The organism is Acinetobacter sp. TTH0-4, from assembly GCF_015602665.1.
Classification (GTDB): Bacteria; Pseudomonadota; Gammaproteobacteria; order Pseudomonadales; family Moraxellaceae; genus Acinetobacter; species Acinetobacter albensis.
This window is the reverse complement of the sequence record NZ_CP059079.1, coordinates 986906-1007152: the sequence shown is the minus strand read 5'-3', so window position 1 is coordinate 1007152 and position 20247 is coordinate 986906. Positions and strand designations below refer to the sequence as shown.

The 20247-nt window shown below is 38.6% G+C and carries 20 protein-coding genes and 1 pseudogene; 5 read left to right on the top strand and 16 right to left on the bottom strand.

Annotation, left to right across the window (positions count from 1 at the left end; genetic code table 11):
- Positions 1-20 precede the first annotated feature (20 nt).
- Complete coding sequence (locus tag H0S58_RS04645; RefSeq protein ID WP_195727287.1) at positions 21-986, top strand: TauD/TfdA dioxygenase family protein; 966 nt, start codon at positions 21-23, stop codon at positions 984-986.
- Between the two features lie 396 nt (positions 987-1382).
- Here the strand turns inward: H0S58_RS04645 and sthA are convergent, their stop codons facing one another.
- The gene (gene sthA / locus H0S58_RS04640) at positions 1383-2798 is read right to left on the bottom strand and encodes a Si-specific NAD(P)(+) transhydrogenase (RefSeq protein ID WP_053578280.1); all 1416 of its coding nucleotides are present in this window, start codon (positions 2796-2798) and stop codon (positions 1383-1385) included.
- Positions 2799-3003: 205 nt separating this feature from the next.
- On the opposite strand from sthA, the gene lipA reads away from it, so the two are divergent.
- Positions 3004-4017: a lipoyl synthase gene (gene lipA, locus H0S58_RS04635; RefSeq protein WP_053578281.1), complete on the top strand. Its 1014-nt coding sequence runs from the start codon at positions 3004-3006 to the stop codon at positions 4015-4017.
- Positions 4018-4159: 142 nt separating this feature from the next.
- Here the strand turns inward: lipA and H0S58_RS04630 are convergent, their stop codons facing one another.
- The 11 genes and pseudogenes from H0S58_RS04630 to H0S58_RS04580 form a co-directional block, all read right to left on the bottom strand.
- Entirely contained in the window at positions 4160-4813 is a 654-nt protein-coding gene (locus H0S58_RS04630; RefSeq protein WP_053578282.1) for a tRNA-(ms[2]io[6]A)-hydroxylase, read from the bottom strand.
- Between the two features lie 10 nt (positions 4814-4823).
- A complete protein-coding gene (gene pdxJ, locus H0S58_RS04625) occupies positions 4824-5549 on the bottom strand; it encodes a pyridoxine 5'-phosphate synthase (RefSeq protein WP_195727286.1) in 726 nt (241 codons plus the stop codon).
- 16 nt (positions 5550-5565) lie between these two features.
- Positions 5566-6276: a DNA repair protein RecO gene (gene recO / locus H0S58_RS04620; protein WP_092719816.1), complete on the bottom strand. Its 711-nt coding sequence runs from the start codon at positions 6274-6276 to the stop codon at positions 5566-5568.
- Positions 6277-6288: 12 nt separating this feature from the next.
- Positions 6289-6483: an NF038104 family lipoprotein gene (locus H0S58_RS04615; protein WP_053578285.1), complete on the bottom strand. Its 195-nt coding sequence runs from the start codon at positions 6481-6483 to the stop codon at positions 6289-6291.
- A gap of 37 nt (positions 6484-6520) precedes the next feature.
- Positions 6521-7549: a GTPase Era gene (gene era, locus H0S58_RS04610; protein WP_092719819.1), complete on the bottom strand. Its 1029-nt coding sequence runs from the start codon at positions 7547-7549 to the stop codon at positions 6521-6523.
- A gap of 8 nt (positions 7550-7557) precedes the next feature.
- Complete coding sequence (gene rnc, locus H0S58_RS04605) at positions 7558-8247, bottom strand: ribonuclease III (RefSeq protein ID WP_053578287.1); 690 nt, start codon at positions 8245-8247, stop codon at positions 7558-7560.
- Positions 8219-8593, bottom strand: a complete 375-nt coding sequence (locus tag H0S58_RS04600; protein ID WP_193891314.1) for a DUF4845 domain-containing protein — start codon at positions 8591-8593, stop codon at positions 8219-8221. Before H0S58_RS04600 ends, rnc begins: the two co-directional genes overlap by 29 nt.
- 20 nt (positions 8594-8613) lie before the next feature.
- Complete coding sequence (lepB, locus tag H0S58_RS04595) at positions 8614-9441, bottom strand: signal peptidase I (protein ID WP_053578289.1); 828 nt, start codon at positions 9439-9441, stop codon at positions 8614-8616.
- Between the two features lie 21 nt (positions 9442-9462).
- The gene (lepA, locus tag H0S58_RS04590) at positions 9463-11280 is read right to left on the bottom strand and encodes a translation elongation factor 4 (RefSeq protein WP_053578290.1); all 1818 of its coding nucleotides are present in this window, start codon (positions 11278-11280) and stop codon (positions 9463-9465) included.
- A 205-nt stretch (positions 11281-11485) separates the two neighbouring features.
- Positions 11486-11950 (bottom strand): annotated as a pseudogene (locus tag H0S58_RS04585) (acyl-CoA thioesterase).
- Positions 11951-12100: 150 nt separating this feature from the next.
- Positions 12101-13483, bottom strand: coding sequence for a Do family serine endopeptidase (locus tag H0S58_RS04580; protein WP_195727558.1), 1383 nt, complete (start codon positions 13481-13483; stop codon positions 12101-12103).
- 227 nt (positions 13484-13710) lie between these two features.
- On the opposite strand from H0S58_RS04580, the gene nadB reads away from it, so the two are divergent.
- Positions 13711-15348: an L-aspartate oxidase gene (gene nadB, locus H0S58_RS04575; protein WP_195727285.1), complete on the top strand. Its 1638-nt coding sequence runs from the start codon at positions 13711-13713 to the stop codon at positions 15346-15348.
- 85 nt (positions 15349-15433) lie between these two features.
- On the opposite strand, the gene H0S58_RS04570 is transcribed toward nadB, so the two are convergent.
- The 4 genes from H0S58_RS04570 to pabC all read right to left on the bottom strand — a co-directional run bounded on the left by H0S58_RS04570 (position 15434) and on the right by pabC (position 18420).
- On the bottom strand, positions 15434-15850 hold the full coding sequence (locus tag H0S58_RS04570; RefSeq protein WP_195727284.1) for a PaaI family thioesterase: 417 nt from the start codon (positions 15848-15850) through the stop codon (positions 15434-15436).
- Between the two features lie 103 nt (positions 15851-15953).
- A complete protein-coding gene (gene tmk / locus H0S58_RS04565; RefSeq protein ID WP_195727283.1) occupies positions 15954-16553 on the bottom strand; it encodes a dTMP kinase in 600 nt (199 codons plus the stop codon).
- Positions 16554-16556: 3 nt separating this feature from the next.
- Entirely contained in the window at positions 16557-17606 is a 1050-nt protein-coding gene (gene mltG, locus H0S58_RS04560) for an endolytic transglycosylase MltG (RefSeq protein WP_195727282.1), read from the bottom strand.
- A 1-nt stretch (position 17607) separates the two neighbouring features.
- Positions 17608-18420, bottom strand: a complete 813-nt coding sequence (gene pabC / locus H0S58_RS04555; protein WP_195727281.1) for an aminodeoxychorismate lyase — start codon at positions 18418-18420, stop codon at positions 17608-17610.
- Positions 18421-18586: 166 nt separating this feature from the next.
- On the opposite strand from pabC, the gene H0S58_RS04550 reads away from it, so the two are divergent.
- Together H0S58_RS04550 and H0S58_RS04545 are read left to right on the top strand one after the other, a co-directional pair.
- Positions 18587-19597 (top strand): sulfate ABC transporter substrate-binding protein, encoded by a 1011-nt coding sequence (locus H0S58_RS04550; RefSeq protein ID WP_193891331.1) that lies wholly within the window; start codon positions 18587-18589, stop codon positions 19595-19597.
- Between the two features lie 37 nt (positions 19598-19634).
- On the top strand, positions 19635-20240 hold the full coding sequence (locus H0S58_RS04545) for an alpha/beta hydrolase (protein WP_195727280.1): 606 nt from the start codon (positions 19635-19637) through the stop codon (positions 20238-20240).
- Positions 20241-20247 lie beyond the last annotated feature (7 nt).

Sequence of the window (20247 nt, the reverse complement as noted above, 5' to 3'; positions counted from 1 at the left end):
AACAAACTAGAGAAATTACCATGACCAGCTTAACCCAACTTTCACAAGCCATTCATGACGCACCACGTTGGCATCAAGCTGAACAATTTCAAAACCCGACTGAAATTACGATTGTTCCTTTAAAAGATGAAGCCTTAGGTGCTGCAGTTTTTGGATTAGATGCAAAAAAAGCACAGTCTGGAGAAACAATTTATCGCTTAAAGCAGGCATTGGCTGAACATTTAATTCTGGTCTTTAAAAACCAAAGTTTAGACGACCTGCAATATTTGGCTTTTGCCAGTTATTTTGGCTCAATTTTCCGTCCAAGTGCAGATAATCCCGTATTGGCCACACAAGAAGATTCCGGCACACCGCCTGATGTTGTTCCCGTATCCAATGCGGTAGGTAAAGGCGACTATACAGGTCATGGTGAACTTACCCCACATGCAGATCACCAATGGACACCACTTCCTTCTTTTGGTTCATTGTTATATGCCATAGAATTACCACAAAATGGTGGACAGACTGCTTGGTTTAATACCATTAAAGCCTATGAAGCTTTAGACGATAATACCAAACAGTATATTAATCAGTTACAGCTCATTACCTATAACCCATTCGTACGCTTCCAAAACAACAAAGGTACTCCAAAGGAGGGTGGTTATGGTACTTCCCCGAAATATCGCTTTAAAGATCAGCCTATTATTGGGCATGCTTATCCACATCCACTGGTGAGAACACATCCTGAAAGTGGCCGTAAAGCATTGTGGCTGAATACGCATAGCGAAGTAGAGCTTGTAAATGAAGATGATCAGATTGGTAGTGAACTCATTGAAAAATTACGTGAACATATTTTAAAACCAGAATTCCGCTATGAACATCAATGGGAACAAGGTGATATCATTTTTTGGGATAATCAAGCCACTCTACACTCACGTCGTCCATTTCCAAGTGATCAAAGACGTTTACTCAAACGTATTAGTCTGGCTGGTGGAAGACCGTTCTAAAACAGGATCAAGTGATACATTACCCTTTCAACATTTGATCGATCAATGTATCGCTTTCTTTAAAAAATCTCTAAAATTTTTATTATTCTAATCATAAAATCTTCACAATCAATTCCAATATTTTTCATTTTTCTCATTTACTGTATTTCAATTTTCTGACAAAAAATGATTTTCTCCCATCATAGATAGGTAAGCTTTTTAAATTTATAAAGAAAAATAATCAACGAAAGAAATCTTCAAAATTTCATTCATATTACATCCAAATTATATTTATACAGGATTGATTTGGCTGATTTCATGACTAAATTGATGATGTATCGATTTCCAATGCGCGAACAACAAAAAACCCGCAAGCATTCAAACTTACGGGTACTCAACACAAGACTTAAATTAAAATTAGAACAAACGATTCATACCGTTCAAAGTCGCGACACGATACGCTTCGGCCATGGTTGGATAGTTAAACGTAGTTTCAACAAAGTACTTAATAGTATTGTTTGGACTATTCATGACTGCTTGACCAATATGAATAATTTCCGCTGCATTATTACCAAAGCAATGCACACCTAGAACTTCCAAAGTATCACGATGGAATAAAATTTTCAGCTCACCGACGGTATCACCCGTAATTTGCGCACGGGCAAGATGACGGAAAGAAGCTTGTCCAACTTCATAAGGAATTTTTTCCTCAGTCAATTGTTGTTCATTTTTACCAATCGATGAAATTTCTGGAATGGTATAAATTCCCGTTGGAATATCAGTAACAGGTGCAACATTTTCTTCACCGCTCATATTCGCGCCTGCACAACGACCTTGGTCATAGGCAGCAGAAGCTAAAGATGGCCAACCAATTACATCTCCAGCAGCATAAATATTTTCGACTTCAGTTTGATACTGATCGTTAACAGTAATTTGACCACGACTATTCGGGGTAATGCCAACATTTTCCAAACCTAAGCCATCAGTATTACCTGAACGTCCATTACACCATAAAATAGCATCTGCTTTAATTTTCTTGCCACTCAGCAAATGCATCACGACATGATCATCAAAGGTTTCCAAATGATCAATTTGTTCATTGTGGCGAATCAAGACACCTTGTTCACGTAAGTGATAAGACAAAGCATCTGAAATTTCATCATCCAAATAACTGAGCAATTTATGCTGAGTATTAATGAGATCGACTTTATGACCTAATCCAATAAAGATGGAAGCATATTCACAGCCAATCACCCCAGCACCATAAATAATGATTTTTTGAATCGGAAAATCCAAATCTAAAATTTTATCCGAATCAAAAACACATGGATGATTGAAATCCAATATCGTTGGACGATATGGACGACTACCTGTTGCAATCACTAATTGTTTGAAGATAATACTTTCTTTGATGCCATCATCAGTAAAAATTAACGCTGTATTTTTATCTTGGATATAAGCACGTCCATGATAAATATCAATCTTATTTCGATCATAAAAACGTGAATGCGTATCCACTTGTTGTTGAATGACTTTATGTGCATTACGTAGCACTTGTTTCATGGTGAATTGTTTCCAATCCCCCACTTTCTGAAACATCGGGTCACGTTGATAACGAATAATGCTAGATACGGTCTGACGCAATGCTTTACTTGGAATTGTTCCTACATGTGCACAGTTACCACCTAACTGCTCACGCATATCCACTATTGCAACACGCTTACCTGCTTTCGCCAGCTTCATTGCCGCGCCTTCACCTGCAGGGCCTGAACCGAGAACGACCGCGTCATATTTAACGAAAGTTCCGTTAACGACCTCTTTTTTACGTGGCATTCAACGCTCCTCTTTTCAATATTCTGTTTATCTTCTGCATATTATGACGTAATTAATCGCAATTTGCTGTATTTACCTGTCCTATATTATCTGATGACTACATTTATTAAATGAATACCCTTTTCGCCCTATTTAGACTCAAGTTCGTTATAATAAAAAAGCTTCTTTTAGCATCTCCCCCGTCTAAAACAGTGGAAAGTTGAATATGTCTGAAAACCGTAAACCTGAACAGGGTGTCAAACTTCGTGGCGCAGAAAAGGTCGCTCGTATACCTGTAAAAGTGATACCTACGGTTGAAACCCCACGTAAGCCTGATTGGATTCGGGTGAAAATGGCAGCTCCTGAAGAAGTTCAACGCATTAAAACAACTTTACGTGCTCAAAAATTACATACCGTTTGTGAAGAAGCTGCATGTCCGAACTTACCTGAATGTTTTGGTGGCGGTACGGCAACCTTTATGATCATGGGTGATATTTGTACACGTCGTTGTCCGTTCTGTGATGTTGCACATGGTCGCCCGAATGCGTTAGATCCAGATGAACCACGTCACATGGCGGAAACCATTTCAAATCTGGGTTTAAAATATGCTGTGATTACATCGGTTGACCGTGATGATCTTCGCGATGGTGGGGCTCAGCACTTTGTCGATTGTATTAAAGAAGCACGTGATTTAAGTCCAAAAACTTTGCTTGAAATTTTGGTTCCAGATTTCCGTGGTCGTATGGATGTGGCTTTACGTATCATGACGGAATGTCCACCTGATGTGTTTAACCATAATATTGAAACCGTACCGCGTTTATATAAAGCGATGCGTCCAGGTTCTGATTATCAGCATTCATTAGACTTACTTAAAATGTTTAAAGAATACTGTCCTGATGTTCCGACAAAATGTGGTTTGATGGTTGGTTTAGGTGAAACTGAAGAAGAAGTATTGGCGCTCCTAGACGATCTACGTGCACATGATGTGGACTACATCACCATCGGTCAGTATTTACAACCGTCTAAACAACATGCACCACTTGACCGTTTTGTAACCCCTGAAGAGTTTGAACGCTATACCGCACACGGTCAAAAGCTCGGTTTCAAAAATATCTGGGCTGCACCAATGGTGCGTTCAAGCTATTTTGCAGACCGTCAATATTATGGCGAGCCTGTTCCAGCGGTACGTCGCAAAGCCGATCCTGCGAAAAAAATTGCCGTGCAAACTATCGAAGCTTAATTTACAGCAAATTAAAAAACCAAACTGATCTAGCGATGCCAATTTAATCCATTTAGGTTGGCATTTTTGTTTTTTATATTTAAAAATTAAGAGTCATAAAAAATCCCCTATACAAATAGAGGATTTTTTGAAGAACGAGAGATTAAGCCGCTTGACTTGGCACGCCGCTATGAAAGCGAAATAGATGATCTGGGCTTAAAATCAGATTTTTTTCAACTTCACGAAAGTGTGCAATACGCTGCTGAATATCTTCTTTAGGGTTTTTTAACTTTGACGTTTGAGCAACATCTAATGCTAAGGCTAAATAATCCTCAAAATGGCGAGATTCAGATTTCAGAAGATAACGATAATATTTACCCAAGTCTTCATCTACAAGTGGTGCAAGTGCATAGAATCGTTCACAGGAACGCGCTTCTACAAATGCCCCAATAATCATAATGTCGATTAAAGCTTCAGGCTCATACGTTCGTACCTCTTTACGCATGCCTCCCGCATAACGACCAGCACTAATCGATTGCCATTCCTGCCCACGCTTGGTCATTAATTCAAGCACTTGTTCATAATGCAGCATTTCTTCGCGCACTAATTGTGCCAATTTAACCTGTAAATCGGTAAAAAAAGTGTAGCGAAACATCAGGTTCATGGCTGTACCTGCTGCTTTTTTTTCACAATTGGCATGATCTTGCATGAGTAACTCAAGGTTATTCATAGCTTCATCTAACCAAGCTTTCGGTGTTTCACATCCCAAAAAACCCAAAACGGGTTTCATGAGATCGTTATAATTTATTGAGGACATCATTCTAAACTTATCTTGCTGCTTTAATAACAGCTTTCATTTGTTGAACCGCTTGGGCTAAGCCGACAAATACAGCATCAGCAATAATCGAATGACCAATATTAAGCTCATGGATTTGTGGAATTTGAGCAATTGGTGTGACATTTTCAAGGTTTAGACCATGCCCTGCATTGACCACTAGGCCTTTGGCTGCGGCATATTCAGCACCTTTTACAATACGCTCCAATTCATATTGTTGCGCTTCGGTAGTTTCTGCATCAGCATAAGCACCTGTATGCAATTCAATCGTGGGTGCACCGCAAGCAAGTGCAGCATCGATTTGTGCAATATCGGCATCAATAAACAAAGACACATCACAACCAATGGCTGTTAAGGCTTGTGTCGCTGCTTTGACCTCGTCGAAATGACCTAAAACATCAAGTCCACCTTCAGTCGTCACTTCCTGACGTTTTTCTGGCACTAAACATACATGTTGCGGTTTTATTTCTTTGGCAAATTCGACCATTTCAGGTGTAACTGCCATTTCTAAATTCATATGCGTTTTCAGTAAAGGACGCATACGTCGTACATCATCATCCTGAATATGGCGACGGTCTTCACGTAAATGCAAGGTAATCCCTTCAGCACCCGCTTGTTCACACATCAATGCAGCATTGACTGGATCTGGATAAGTCGTTCCACGCGCTTGTCGCAATGTCGCTACATGGTCAATATTTACACCAAGCAATGCAGCCATAAGAATGTCCTACCAATTATGATTGAGATTGAGTATTTTGAATCCACAATTGACGGCTTTTAAGCGGTCGGTCTCCCAACAATGAAGTGATCATCTGTCGGTAAAGTTGTGCCAATAATTGTAACTGTTCAGGATTAAAATCCCTACCCTTTTCATACTCACGCATGGAGAGAATATTCTGTCCTGATAAGGTTGAGCGTGATTGTTGTGCTGTCGCAATAAATCCATCATTCAGTTGGAATAAATAATTTTGTTTTTCTAAAATCTGTTGTTGCTGTGCGTCTTGGGTAAAATCAAGGGCATAACCCAATTCTTCCAAAAGTGCATGTTCAAACTGACGTAAAATCTGTCTTAAAAAAACATTCGAATTTGTTTGTTGAGTCAATTGCTGTAACTGTTGCAAAGTATGATGATATTGCACAAAAGTTTCTGGCATTTCGACTTCAATGGGGCATAAGCGAAGAATAATTTCATTGAGATAGAAACCAGAAAAAAAAGCATCTCCAAAGAAAAAAACAGGCTGATTGACAATTTCTACCTTGGTAAAATTTTTAAGTTCCGATTTACCAGATGCCTGCAAACATATCGGCTGATATTGCGGTGGTGGCGTTTGTCTTAAAATACCATCGACACGACCATGCTCTTGTGTAAATAAATGCACAATATGGCTACGTTCACGGTATTTACGATGATGGATTAAATAACCATGCAATACTTCATTTCGCATGAAATTCGGTGTCTAATCTTTATTTTTTTTAGAGTCTGCTTCATCTTCATCATCCCCATCGGGAATCACTGCACCTACGACAGCTGCAGTTCCTTTTACGACACCTTTGGTGGTTTTATAAGCCACTTTTACAGGAACAGTAACAAGTTTATGAATACAGCCTTGCAAGAATAGAACACATGCCACAATAGCTAATACTTTCATCATTACCATTCCTATAAAAGAGTGACTTAAATTAAAATGCTTAGATATCACTATACCCTAAGCTTTTTAAAGCACGTTCATCATCAGACCATCCACCTTTAACTTTCACCCACAGGGTCAGCATGATCTTTTGTTCGAACATTTTTTCCATATCAGCACGGGCATCCATACCAATTTTTTTCAGTTTGGCCCCTTTTTCACCAATCACAATGGCTTTTTGGCCTTGGCGATCAACGAAAATAGTGGCATCAATATAAGTACACGCGGGTTTTGGACGACCTGTTTTTTCATTCACTGTCGCCTCTTCAGTCTTAAATGATTCAATTTGCACCGTTAAATCATAAGGCAGCTCTTCACCGAGTTGACGCATAATTTTTTCACGAATCACTTCTGAAGCCAAGAAACGTTCTGAACGATCCGTAATTTGATCTAAAGCATAAAGGGGTGGTTGAAATGGTAAATATTGCTCAATCGTGTCACGTAAATGTTCAAGATTTGCACCACGAAGTGCAGAAACAGGAACAACTTCTGCAAAATTCATTAATTTAGAACGTTCTTGAATCAAAGGTAATGCATGGTTTTTATTTTCAAGGGTATCAATTTTATTGATGACCAGAATCACTGGCATTTCAGCATTCTTCAGTTTTTCCAAAACGAGCTCATCATTTTGAGTCCATTTATCAGCATCCAGAACAAACAATACTAAGTTGACATCACGCAATGCCGAACTTGCTGCACGGTTCATCATTTTATTGATGGCACGGACTTCTTTTTTATGCATCCCTGGTGTATCAACAAATACAGCCTGAGATTTTTCACGCGTATCAATCCCAACAATTTTATGACGAGTCGTTTGTGGCTTACGAGAAGTAATCGAAAGTTTTTGTCCTAAAATATGGTTCATCAAGGTAGATTTGCCCACATTTGGACGACCTACAATCGCGACAAATCCACTTTTAAAATCGGAAGGAATCGTGGTTCCTTGCGAACTAAAAAAATCATTAATTAATTCATTACCGTTATTTTGCGGCTCGTGATCAGCATCAGTGTGATCAGAATGTGTGGTCATTTAAACGACTACTCCAATTGTTTTAAAATATCCGCTGCAACTGCTTGTTCAGCAAAGCGGCGACTAGAACCTTCACCATAGACCACTGGCAATCCTTCGATAATACATTCCACTTTGAAATGCTGATTCGGAGCATCACCTTGAATATCCACGACATCGTAAATAGGGAGAGGTTTTTTACGTGCTTGTAAATATTCTTGCAGACGTGATTTAGGATCTTTAAGTTGGTCTGTAGGTTCAATATGGTCTAAATATGGGGTGTACCATTTCAGTACAATATCTTGCAAGATATTTAAGTCACTGCAATCCACATAAATAGCACCAATAATGGCTTCTACAGTATCAGCAAGAATAGACTCTCGATGATGTCCTCCCGACTTTAACTCGCCCGTGCTTAAAATTAAACAAGGGCTCAGTTTTAGATCGTTTGCAATTTTGCCTAATGCTTCTTGGCGAACCAATGTGGCACGCATACGTGTTAAACGCCCTTCATTTTCATGTGGGTAGGTTTCATACAAATAATGGGCAATGATCATCCCTAATAATGAATCGCCTAAAAACTCCAAACGCTCATAATTAGATTTGTGACTTACCGATCGATGTGTCAATGCAAGCTTTAATAATTCAGGCTGCTTGAACTGATAACCGATACGGCTGACTAAGCGCATATCACTTAGTTTGGACTGACCTTTGATCAAAACTTTTCTCGAAATTTAACACTAAATCTATATTGAGTAAGAATGGTTTTCTTATCTCATAATCTTTTTTCACTTGTAGACCATCAATATTCGTCACTTGCGCAATTTCATCAAACTTAATATCACGCACATTGTTCATGTCTAAACGTTGACTCATCTGACTTGCAAATTTGGCAGGATCAACGTTAGCTGGACTACTTTTCACTAATTCTTCAATCTGTCCATTAATCACTCTATCATCCCAATATGGACCCCATACTGCAATTGCAATTTTTGCTAAAAAAGCAAAACCGACAATTGCAATTAATATTCCAATATATGATGCACCTTTTTCATTTTTATGCATTTTTTATTTTCCAATGATGCTTAATCAATTTTACCATTACGAGCAAATGATGGTAATTTAAATCCAGGTTCTTTGTGCATCCAAATAAAGAATGCACGTCCTGTTAAATTCTCTTCTGGTACAAAGCCCCAAAAACGACTGTCAGCACTCTGATCACGATTATCTCCCATCGCAAAGTAATGACCTTGAGGTACTTTAACTTCCCAATATAAACCATTTTCAACCGAATATTTACCATTTTCAACATAATTGATAAATGGGGCTTGGCGTGCCACATTTACACCTTCTAACTCACGCATTTTGAAGGTATGTTTACCTAATGTTTCTTGATGGTAAATTGATGTTGGCGTATCTAAAATATCTTTTTCACGACTAAACTCAACGGGAACTTTAGCAACTTTATTGCCATTGATCGTCAATTGGCCATGATCATAAACAATATGATCACCTGGCAAACCGACCACACGTTTAATATAACTAATGGTCGGTTGCGGTGGATAACGGAATACAATTACATCACCACGCTCTGGTTCACCAACATCTATTATTTTTTTATTTACAACAGGTAGACGTACACCATATTGGTATTTATTCACCAAAATAAAATCGCCAGTTTCTAGTGTCGGCACCATTGAATCAGATGGAATATTAAAGGGTTCATATAAAAACGAACGGAGAATCAATACCACAGCCAATACAGGCCAAAAGTCATAAGCCCATGTAATAATGAAGTTTTCATTGCCCTTGCCACGAGTCTGTCTTTGTTTAAACACAAACTTATCCAATAACCACACCAAAAAGAAAATGAGTGTGGCGGGTACAAGGATTAAATTAAAATCAAAATCCATGGGTTTATATCCTCAACTTTATTATCTTTCTACTTTTAATACAGCAAGGAACGCTTCTTGTGGAATTTCAACACTTCCCACTTGTTTCATGCGTTTCTTACCTTCTTTTTGCTTAGATAACAGTTTTTTCTTACGTGAAACGTCACCACCATAACATTTAGCCAATACGTTTTTACGCATTGCTTTTACAGTAGAACGCGCAATAATTTGTGCGCCAATAGCAGCTTGAATGGCAACATCAAACATTTGACGTGGAATTAATTCTTTCATTTTTTCCACAAGCGCAATACCACGATGACGTGCGTCATTACGATGACAGATCATCGCCAAAGCATCTACTTTATCACCGTTAATCAGTACATCGACTTTGACTAAAGATGAGCTTTCAAAACGGACAAAATTATAATCGAGTGAAGCAAAACCACGTGAGCAAGACTTTAAACGGTCAAAAAAGTCCATGACGACTTCTGCCATCGGAATTTCAAAAGTCAACGACACTTGTTTACCTAAGAATTTCATCTCTTTTTGAACACCACGACGCTCTACACACAGGGTCATGACATTACCCAAATATTCTTGCGGAACAAGAATATGACATTCAGCAATGGGCTCACGTAAATCTTCAACAGTAGAACCATCAGGCATTTTTGATGGACTGTCGATATAACGTATTTCACCATTTTTCATCAATGATTCATAAATAACCGTTGGTGCGGAGCTGATCAGGTCTAAATCATACTCACGCTCTAAGCGTTCTTGTACAATTTCCATGTGTAGCATGCCTAAGAAGCCACAGCGGAACCCAAAACCAAGTGCATCAGAACTTTCAGGTTCAAAGAATAACGCGGAATCATTGATTTGTAGTTTATGTAAAGCTTCACGGAACGGCTCAAAATCACTGGCATCAATGGGAAATAACCCTGCATACACCTGCGGTTTGACCTTTTTAAAACCGGGCAAAACAGCAACATCAGGCGTGCTAGACAATGTGATGGTATCACCAACGGGTGCACCAAAAATGTCTTTAATTCCTGCAATCACAAATCCAACTTCGCCTGCTTCTAACTCACCTGTTTCAAAGTGTTTCGGATTAAAAATACCCACTGATGTAACAATGTGTGTTTGACCTGTTGATTTCACCAACATTTTGTCGCCCTTACGGATACGACCTTCTTTAACACGAACCAGAGAAACAACACCTAGATAATTATCAAACCATGAATCAACAATTAAGGCTTGTAAAGGCGCATTACGATCGCCTACAGGTGGCGGAATCACATTAACCAGCGTTTCTAAAACCCCTTCAACACCCAAGCCAGTTTTTGCTGAACAGGTCGGCGCTTCAGTTGCTTCAATCCCAATAATATCTTCAATTTCTTGAATGACACGTTCAGGCTCAGCTTGAGGTAAATCAATTTTATTTAATACTGGAAGAACTTCTAAACCCTGCTCAAGAGCGGTATAGCAGTTTGCAACGGACTGTGCTTCGACCCCTTGTGCTGCATCAACGACCAACAAAGCACCTTCACAGGCAGCCAATGAACGTGATACTTCATAAGAAAAGTCGACGTGCCCAGGCGTATCAATAAAATTTAATTGATATTCTTCACCATTGGGATGGGTATAATATAGCGTGACCGAAGCCGCTTTAATGGTAATACCACGCTCACGCTCAATATCCATAGAGTCGAGCACTTGAGCTTGCATTTCTCGGGCTTGAAGACCACCACAGGTTTGAATAAATCGATCTGCAAGTGTCGACTTACCGTGGTCAATATGCGCAATAATCGAAAAATTCCGTATATTATTGATATTGACTGACTTTTTAGCAACTGCCATAAACTACTCTAAATCAAAATACACAATCACTTACCTGAATATAAACAGTGTTTATGACGTGCAAAAAAGGATATTCCAAAGATGTTGCACAGTATAAGCAGTACATGGTCAAAAATACAGTGAGCTTTTAAAAATAGTCCGATTCTTCTACAAAACTTTGCTTTTAAATTGCTTAATTAAAATGAACAAGCTCCGCTTCGACCATTTATTGTTCAACAACCATTGTATATAAATTCGAAAAATCTAAAGGATTTAACTGTTCTGTAATAGGCTGATAGGCTTGACTAAATGTAGGTGACATTCGTTTTGGACGACCTGTTGCAATTTCGACACAGGCCCATTTCGTATTACCTGTAAATACAATAGCCTGATCCTCAGAACGATAAAAAACGTATTGGCGGAAAGAATAAAGCGCATTCAAATCATTTAACCATGTACGTAAAATAATTTTTTCGCCTTCAAATGCTGCTTTACGATAATGCACATGATGTTCAACAGCCACCATGGCATGTTTTAACTCAAGATATTCTTTTAGTCCTAAACCTAGGATTTCAATATGTGCTGTTGCGACATTCTACATCCACTGCATATAGATGACATTATTGACATGACCCAAACTGTCTATATGACAGGATTGAACAGTGATTTGTAAATCAAAAACTGTACTCATTGTTTATTTATCTCTTATTTCTAAAAATGACTCAATCATCCGCAGTTTAAGGAATTTAATACGAGAGTAAAATCATCCTCTCACCTATATTTCGGTCAATCATAAAAAAACCACTCATTTTCAGAGTGGTTTTTTATTCAAGATTAATTTTTACTCAATACGCATACCTACAATTGCGCGTTGTCCCTGACGAATAATAGACACTCGCGCGACCGTTCCTTTTTTCAATTCAGAAGCCGCTTTCACAAAATCAACACTATTTAAAATGACTTTATTATTCACCTGAGTAATTACATCACCCGCAGTAATTCGTGCTTGTGCAGCAATCCCTTCTCGTTTTACTTCTTGAATGAATATTCCGCCCTTAACCTCTAACTGCGATTGCTCAGCGGCCGTTAAGTTACGAATACTCACGCCTAATACTGGTCCATTATTTTTCGCGTTTTGTTCCACTTTCGCAGGAGTATCATCTGGTGCAAGAGTTAAAGTCGCTGAAATATTACGGGTTTTATCATCACGTAGTATTTGAAGTTGTATCACCTGATTTGGCGAAGTTCGATTGAGGTAATTCAGTAAATCAGATGTTCTTGAAATAGCAGAACCGTTATATTTTAAAATAACATCACCTGTTTGAAGCCCCGCTTTCGCAGCTGGTGAATTAGGTGCAACCTCAGTCACCAAAGCGCCTTCTGGTTTGTCCAAACGATAAGACTCTGCCAAGTTACGGTCAATATCTTGAAGCATGACTCCCAAATAAGAACGGGTGACTTTACCATTCTTTTTCAACTGATCAGCAACATCCATGGCAACATCAATCGGAATAGAAAATGACAAGCCCATATAGCCACCTGTTCCACTAAAAATCCGCGAGTTCACCCCCACCACTTCACCACGCTGGTTAAATAAAGGGCCGCCTGAATTACCTGGATTTAAAGCAACATCGGTTTGAATAAAAGGCACGGAGGTTTCCCCCATCATATTCCGCATTTTTGCACTGACAATACCTGCTGATGCAGAATAATCAAATCCAAACGGCGAGCCGATCGCAAGTACCGGCTCTCCCACTCTTAGCTGATCAACATTTCCAGTTTTTAACTCTGGAAAGTTTGAACCATTCACTTTGAGTAAGGCGACATCTGTACGTTCATCACTACCCACCACTGTGGCATCAATTTCACGGCGATCGTTCAACATAATAGTCACTTTAGAAGCATCTTCAACCACATGGTGATTGGTCAGCAAATAACCATCTTTACTAATAAAAAAAGCACTACCGTAGCCCGTTTTTTCTTGTGGTGCTTGTTGCTGAGGAATAATCACTTGATTACCAAAGAAACGACGTAAAATTTCTGGAACTTGCTGCTGTAATAATTCTTCTTGTGTCATTTTTTTTACAACATTGACACTCACTACCGCAGGACTGACTTGTGCAACCAAATTCGAAAAATCAACGGGAGATGCTGCATAAGTTTGTATACTCGCCAATGTAAATACAGTAGCGAATACCCCTTTGGTTAAATAGCTATTTTTCATATCAGCATTCATTCCATTTCATTATAGATATGTGTAGGTAACCCGTTTTTAGCATAAATTTTGTTTGTTTTGGGTAATAAAATGTTGATGATGTTTACGCTAGAATATAAATAAAATTTCTTAAATCTTCTGACCTTATTGCTTTTTCTGATCATGTATAAGCATATTAGCTCTTGTTTTTTGATCAAAAAAGCGGTGTCATTACCAAACTTTTTTGAAATTAGCTGATGGACATGTCTAATTTAAACACAACGCATCATTTTGATGTGATCATTGTGGGAAGTGGCGGTGCAGGTTTAAGCCTAGCGTTATCGCTACCTGATCACTTCAACATCGCAGTTTTGGCAAAATCGACTTTAACAGATGCAAGTACGTTTTATGCACAAGGTGGTGTAGCAGCTGTTCTTGATGAAACTGATTCGATAGAACAGCATATTGATGACACCATGATTGCGGGTGCACATTTGTGTGAAATAGAGGCAGTCAGACAAACGGTGGAAGGTGGAAAACCTTCAGTTAATTTCTTGTTAGAACATGGAGTGCAATTCACGCTAGATGAACAAGAACAACTTCATTTAACTCGTGAAGGCGGTCACTCACAACGCCGTATTATACATGCAGCAGATGCGACAGGCCGCGCCATCTCAACCACTTTAGTTCAACGTGCTCAAGAAAAATCAAATCTTACAATTTTTGAAAATTATATTGCAATTGATTTAATTACTTCGCAAAAACTAGGATTAGCGACAACACCGAATCGTAATTTGGGTTTATATGCTTTAGATGAAAAGACTGAAACAGTACACACCTTTTTAGCACCCTCTACTGCTTTGGCTTGTGGCGGGGCGATGAAAGCCTATTTATATACCTCTAACCCTGACATTGCGACGGGTGATGGAATTGCCATGGCATATCGGGCTGGTTGCCGTGTGGCCAATATGGAATTCAATCAATTCCATCCGACCTGTCTTTACCACCCCCAAGCCCGTTCATTTTTAATTACTGAAGCGATGCGTGGTGAAGGTGCTTATTTACGCCTGCCTGATGGTGAGCGCTTTATGCTTCGTTTTGATGAACGTGCAGAACTTGCGCCACGTGATATTGTGGCACGGGCTATTGATTATGAAATTAAACGTTTAGGAATACGTCATGTTTGGCTAGATATTACTCACAAGCCTGCTGAATTTGTGAAAGAACATTTTCCTACGCTCTACCAACGCTTGCTAGAACTGGGCATTGATATTACCAAAGAAATGATTCCTGTGGTTCCCGCTGCACATTATACCTGTGGTGGAGTGATGGTAGATGAACATAGTCAAACCGATCTGGCTGGACTATATGCAATTGGTGAGACAGCCTACACTGGGCTACATGGTGCTAACCGAATGGCAAGTAACTCACTTTTAGAATGTTTTGTTTACGGTATGAGTGCTGCCAAACACATTGAAAGCCAATTTGATAGAAATTACGTTATTGTTGATGCACCAGCATGGGATGATTCACAAGTAATGAATCCCGATGAAGATGTAGTCATTTTACAAAACTGGGATGAGTTACGTCAGACCATGTGGAATTACGTGGGAATTGTAAGAACGACTAAACGCTTGGAACGGGCGCTACATCGTATCGAAATGCTGAAACGAGAAATTAACGAGTACTATAATGATTATCAAGTCAGTAAAAACTTGATTGAACTGCGTAATCTTGTTTTGGTGTCGGAGATGATTGTACGCTGTGCGATGGAACGTAAAGAATCACGCGGTTTGCATTTTACTTTGGATTACCCAGAACTCTCCGAAGAATTGCGTAAAACCGTATTGGTGCCGCCTCATTTTGAAGTAGAAACGCCTTTGGTTAATCCTTAATTTTTTATTTTGTGTACTTTTAAACCTCAGCATAGATTTAAAAAACCGAACATAATGTTCGGTTTTTTAAATTAAAATTATATTTTTACGTTTTAGCAGGAATAGAGTACGTGCCGACAACATGTGCTATAGCTTGGTCCGAACCAATAGAATATAGCCACACATCGCCAACAATTAATGCTTTACCCACTTTCATTAATTGACAAACTGCACGAATATTTTGCTCTGCTGCTGGCTTCTTTAAAAAATTAATCGACAAATTAGTGGTAACAGCCAAAGCAACTATGCCTATCTCGCCCAAGATGGCAATATACAGTGCATAATCGGCAGCAGTCATCATGGTGGGACCTGATACTGTTCCGCCTGGTCTTAAATCTTCAGCACCTACATAATAAATAATAGATGCGCCTTTTTCAGTTAAATTTTCTATCTCACACTTTTCAAGACTTTGCGGAAATTCGGCTTGTAGGAAAGTAATAATCTCTGCCTTGGTACTTTTCATTTAATCATCCATGATTATTTTAAATATAAGAAAATAATGTACATTAAACACTGATATTTTTAATATTTATTGCACTTAGAAAAAAATAGAATAAGACACAAAATCATTTTAAGTAGCTTAAAGCTTGCTCAAAAACGTGTTCAGGTGTTTGTGTCGCATCCAAACGCTTAATTCGGTTACCCTCTCTTTCGAAAAGTGATTGATAACCTGCGCGTACTTTCTCAAAAAAAATAGCTTTTTCTTGTTCAAAACGATCTAAGTCACCGCGTTCGCGCGCACGTGACATGCCTATTTCGGTCGGTGCATCGAGCCAAAAAGTAATATGGGGCAAGTAAGACACAAAGTTTTGATTCAATAAATTCAATTTTTTTGCGCTTAAACCACGTCCTGCACATTGATAAGCAAAACTTGCATCAACAAAACGATCACATAGTACTGTTTTACCTGCCTCTAATGCAGGCTTAATGACTTGCTGTAAATGTTGTGCACGTGCCGCATACATCAACAACAGTTCGGTGTCATTGGTCATCATTTCGTCAGGATTAACAGACAATAAAAGTGAACGGATATGCTCTGCCATAGGCGTTCCGCCAGGTTCACGTGTCAGTACAACGTCTTGGCCTTGTTGTTGTAAATAATGATAAATTTTACCAATCAGCGTGGTTTTACCAACACCTTCTGTGCCTTCAAAACTAATAAACATTCCTTAATCCTTTTTCGCTTTCAATACTGCCAAGTAATCTTGCACGGCACGATTATGCTCATCTAAACTTGCAGTAAAGGTATGTCCACCATTGCCTGTTGCAACAAAATAAATATTTTTTGCATTGTCAGGATGCATGGCGGCCTCAATTGCTTTCTGGCTTGGCAAAGCAATTGGCGTTGGCGGTAAGCCATTATTGGTATAGGTATTATAAGCTGTAGGCGTGCGCAAATCTGCGCGGGTAATATTGCCTGTATAATTTTCCCCCATACCATAAATTACAGTAGGGTCAGTTTGTAGACGCATCCCCAGTTTTAAACGTCGAACGAATACACCTGAAACTTGTTCTAACTCACGATCTAGACTGGTTTCTTTCTCAATAATTGAAGCCATAATCAAAGCTTCATATTTATTTTTATAAGGTAAGTCAGTTGCCCGTTTTTCCCACGCTTTGTCCAATGATTTCATTTGACGTTGATATAAATCCGTCAAAATTTTCTTATCCGTTTCACCTTTTGCAAAAAAATAAGTATCCGGTGCAAACAATCCTTCTGGATGCTCAAATGGAATATTGAGTGCTTTAAGCATTTGCTCTTTTGGCAGATTGAGCACGTCTTTAGTGACTAAATCATCTTTTTTGAGTTGCTCAAGCAGTTGCTTAAATGTGGTACCTTCAATCACTAAAATCCGATTCATTTGTGCATTTTCAGAATTGGATAACATCTCCATAACTTGACGAATACTCATGCCTTTTTGCACTTCGTAAACTCCAGCCTTTAAAGTGTCATGAATAATAAATTTTTGATAAAGCTTGAGAATAATAGGAAAACTGACTTTATCTTCTTGTCCTAAACGATCAATAAAACCAGAATAAGTATCTCCTGTGCCTATGGCTAACATTTGCTTTTGGCCCTTAACAGGATAAGCCTTAAATAAACTCGACCATAAAATAACAAAAGCTAGACCAATAAAACCCAGCATTAAAAGACCAAGACCTTTTAAGGGTAATATTTTTGTCGCTTTCTTTTTTGATTTTTGCTTTGTGGTGGGCATATTAATGAATCTGATTCAATTGAAGGATATTAAAAAGTTCAGTACAAGGCTGAACATTCAAAGGTCGCTGATTAAGTTCCGTCGCTATTTTCATGGCAGTTAAAGCATTACAAAAAAATACGCTTTCAAATTTTGAAATTTCTTCCATATCAATGAAACGTTGTTGACATGCAATACCAAACTTCTGCATACGCGATAAAATTTCAGCACGCATTACACCATGCACACCATTATAACGAAGTTCTGGGGTAATCCATGTATTGTTTAAGCGAATGAAACAATTACTACTCACACCTTCAACGACCGAACCTTGAACATCTGTGACTAAGGCCTCTTCCCAGTCTTTTTGATTTGCCTCATGTTTGAGTAAAACTTGTTCCAAACAGTTTAGAGTTTTTAAACCGACCAAACTTGGCATCGTAAGCCCTAAGGCTTGTTGTAATACACCCGACTTGGTTTTTTGTATTTCAAAATCCTGCACAGCATGTGGATAAAAAAATACCCACACGTCTGCTACATGATCTGGCAAATGATATCCACGTTGTCCATCACCACGGCTAATGATGATTTTTAAAGTACCGTTAAGCTGTACAAATTGTTGTTCTAGAACACTCAAACTTTGTTGAATTAAACTTAAATCGACCTTTAGTTTTAAACGCTCACAGGTCAAACTTAATCGAGCCATATGTAACGCTTGAAGTTCAATTGCTCCGTCTCTCACTCGTGCTGTGCTAAAACAGCCATCGCCATAATGAAAAGCACGATCTAATAATGATATCCCAGTAATTTCCTGTGCATTCTTTAAACATGACATAACCAGATATCCTGAAATTGATGGCTTAGTTTAAGAACTGCTTCAGCAATTTAATATCTTTTTTATTCATATAAAATTCATTTTTTATTATTTTTTATGCATAGAAGATATGGTTATTCTCAGCTCATGTTTTAAAACATTTAAAAATATTGCTGAGGAAAAAGACATGCATTTTTCAAAATTTAAATTAGGGGTGGTTGCTGCACTTATTTCTGTTTCATCACTGAATGTAGCAGCCAAAGATTTCTTAAATGTTTCTTATGATCCAACCCGAGAGCTTTACGAAAATTTTAATCAACAATTTGGCGCTTACTGGAAAAAAACCACAGGGCAAGATCTTAATTTCAAACAATCACATGGTGGTTCGGGCAAACAAGCACGAGCAGTCATTGATGGTTTAGATGCAGATGTAGTCACTTTAGCTTTGGCTGCTGACATAGACGCAATTGCAGAAAAAACCAACTTATTACCCAAAGATTGGCAAAAAAAATTCCCACAAAATTCAACACCATATACTTCGACTATCGTCTTCTTGGTTCGTAAAGATAATCCTAAAAAAATTAAGGATTGGGGTGATTTAGTTAAACCGGGAGTAGAAATCATTACACCAAATCCAAAAACTTCTGGTGGCGCACGTTGGAATTACTTAGCAGCATGGGCATGGGCTAAACACCAAGCAGGTGGCAATGATGCCAAAGCTCAAGAATTTGTTCGTCAAATTTACAAGCAAACCAAAGTTCTTGACTCAGGCGCACGAGGTTCAACCACCACATTTGCTGAGCGTGGAATTGGTGATGTATTACTGGCATGGGAAAATGAAGCCTATTTAGCAGTCCGTGAGCAACCAGGTAAGTTTGAAATCATTACGCCATCTTTGTCTATTTTGGCAGAGCCACCTGTGGCGATTGTTGAAAAAAATGTAAAAAAAGATGGTAATGAAAATGTGGCTAAAGCCTATTTAAATTTCCTCTATTCACCGCTTGGACAAGATATTGCAGCGAAAAATTATTATCGTCCACGTAATGCTGCAGTATTAAAAAAATACAGCGCTACCTTTAAACCGTTAAAACTAGTAACGATTGATAAAGAGTTTGGCGGTTGGACCAAAGTTCAAAAACAGCATTTTGAAAATGGTGGTGTTTTTGATCAGATCGTGAAAACGAATAATTCAAAATAAATATTGAATTGCTCAAGATATTTGAGGGAGTAAAGACATGATGCATACCGTAATTGTGCCGGGTGTTGGCGGCAGCGAACCTGCCCACTGGCAATCTTGGTTACAACGACAACTCATGTCTTGCTCACGAGTACAGCAGCAAGATTGGAATAATCCGATATTAGAGACTTGGATAAAGCAATTGGTTGATACCGTTCAATCTATTCAAGACAATATTCAAATTGTGGCTCACAGTTTTGGATGCCTAACTGTTGTTGCAGCATTAAACGAATATCCTGAGTTAAATCGAAAGATAAAAAATTTGATTCTGGTTGCGCCTGCCAACCCTGCACGTTTTGGCGAAGCCGGTTTTGCTCGGTATAGCCAGCAAGATTATCAAGACTATTTTCATCAATTGACCATTCGCGTACCGACAACATTATTAATCAGTGAAAATGATCCATGGTTAAGTTTTTCAGATGCAACGCGCTTAGCGGATGCGTGGAAACTTAAAGCGATTAATTTGGGCCAGGTCGGTCATATTAATGTGGCTTCTGGATTCGGTGCTTTTCCTGAAATTTATGATTATTTAATTTCAGACAATAATCCACAACCTATCAATTTTATTGATGAAAGCCAGTACTTTTTTAGATTTGCAATTTAAAAGTCGC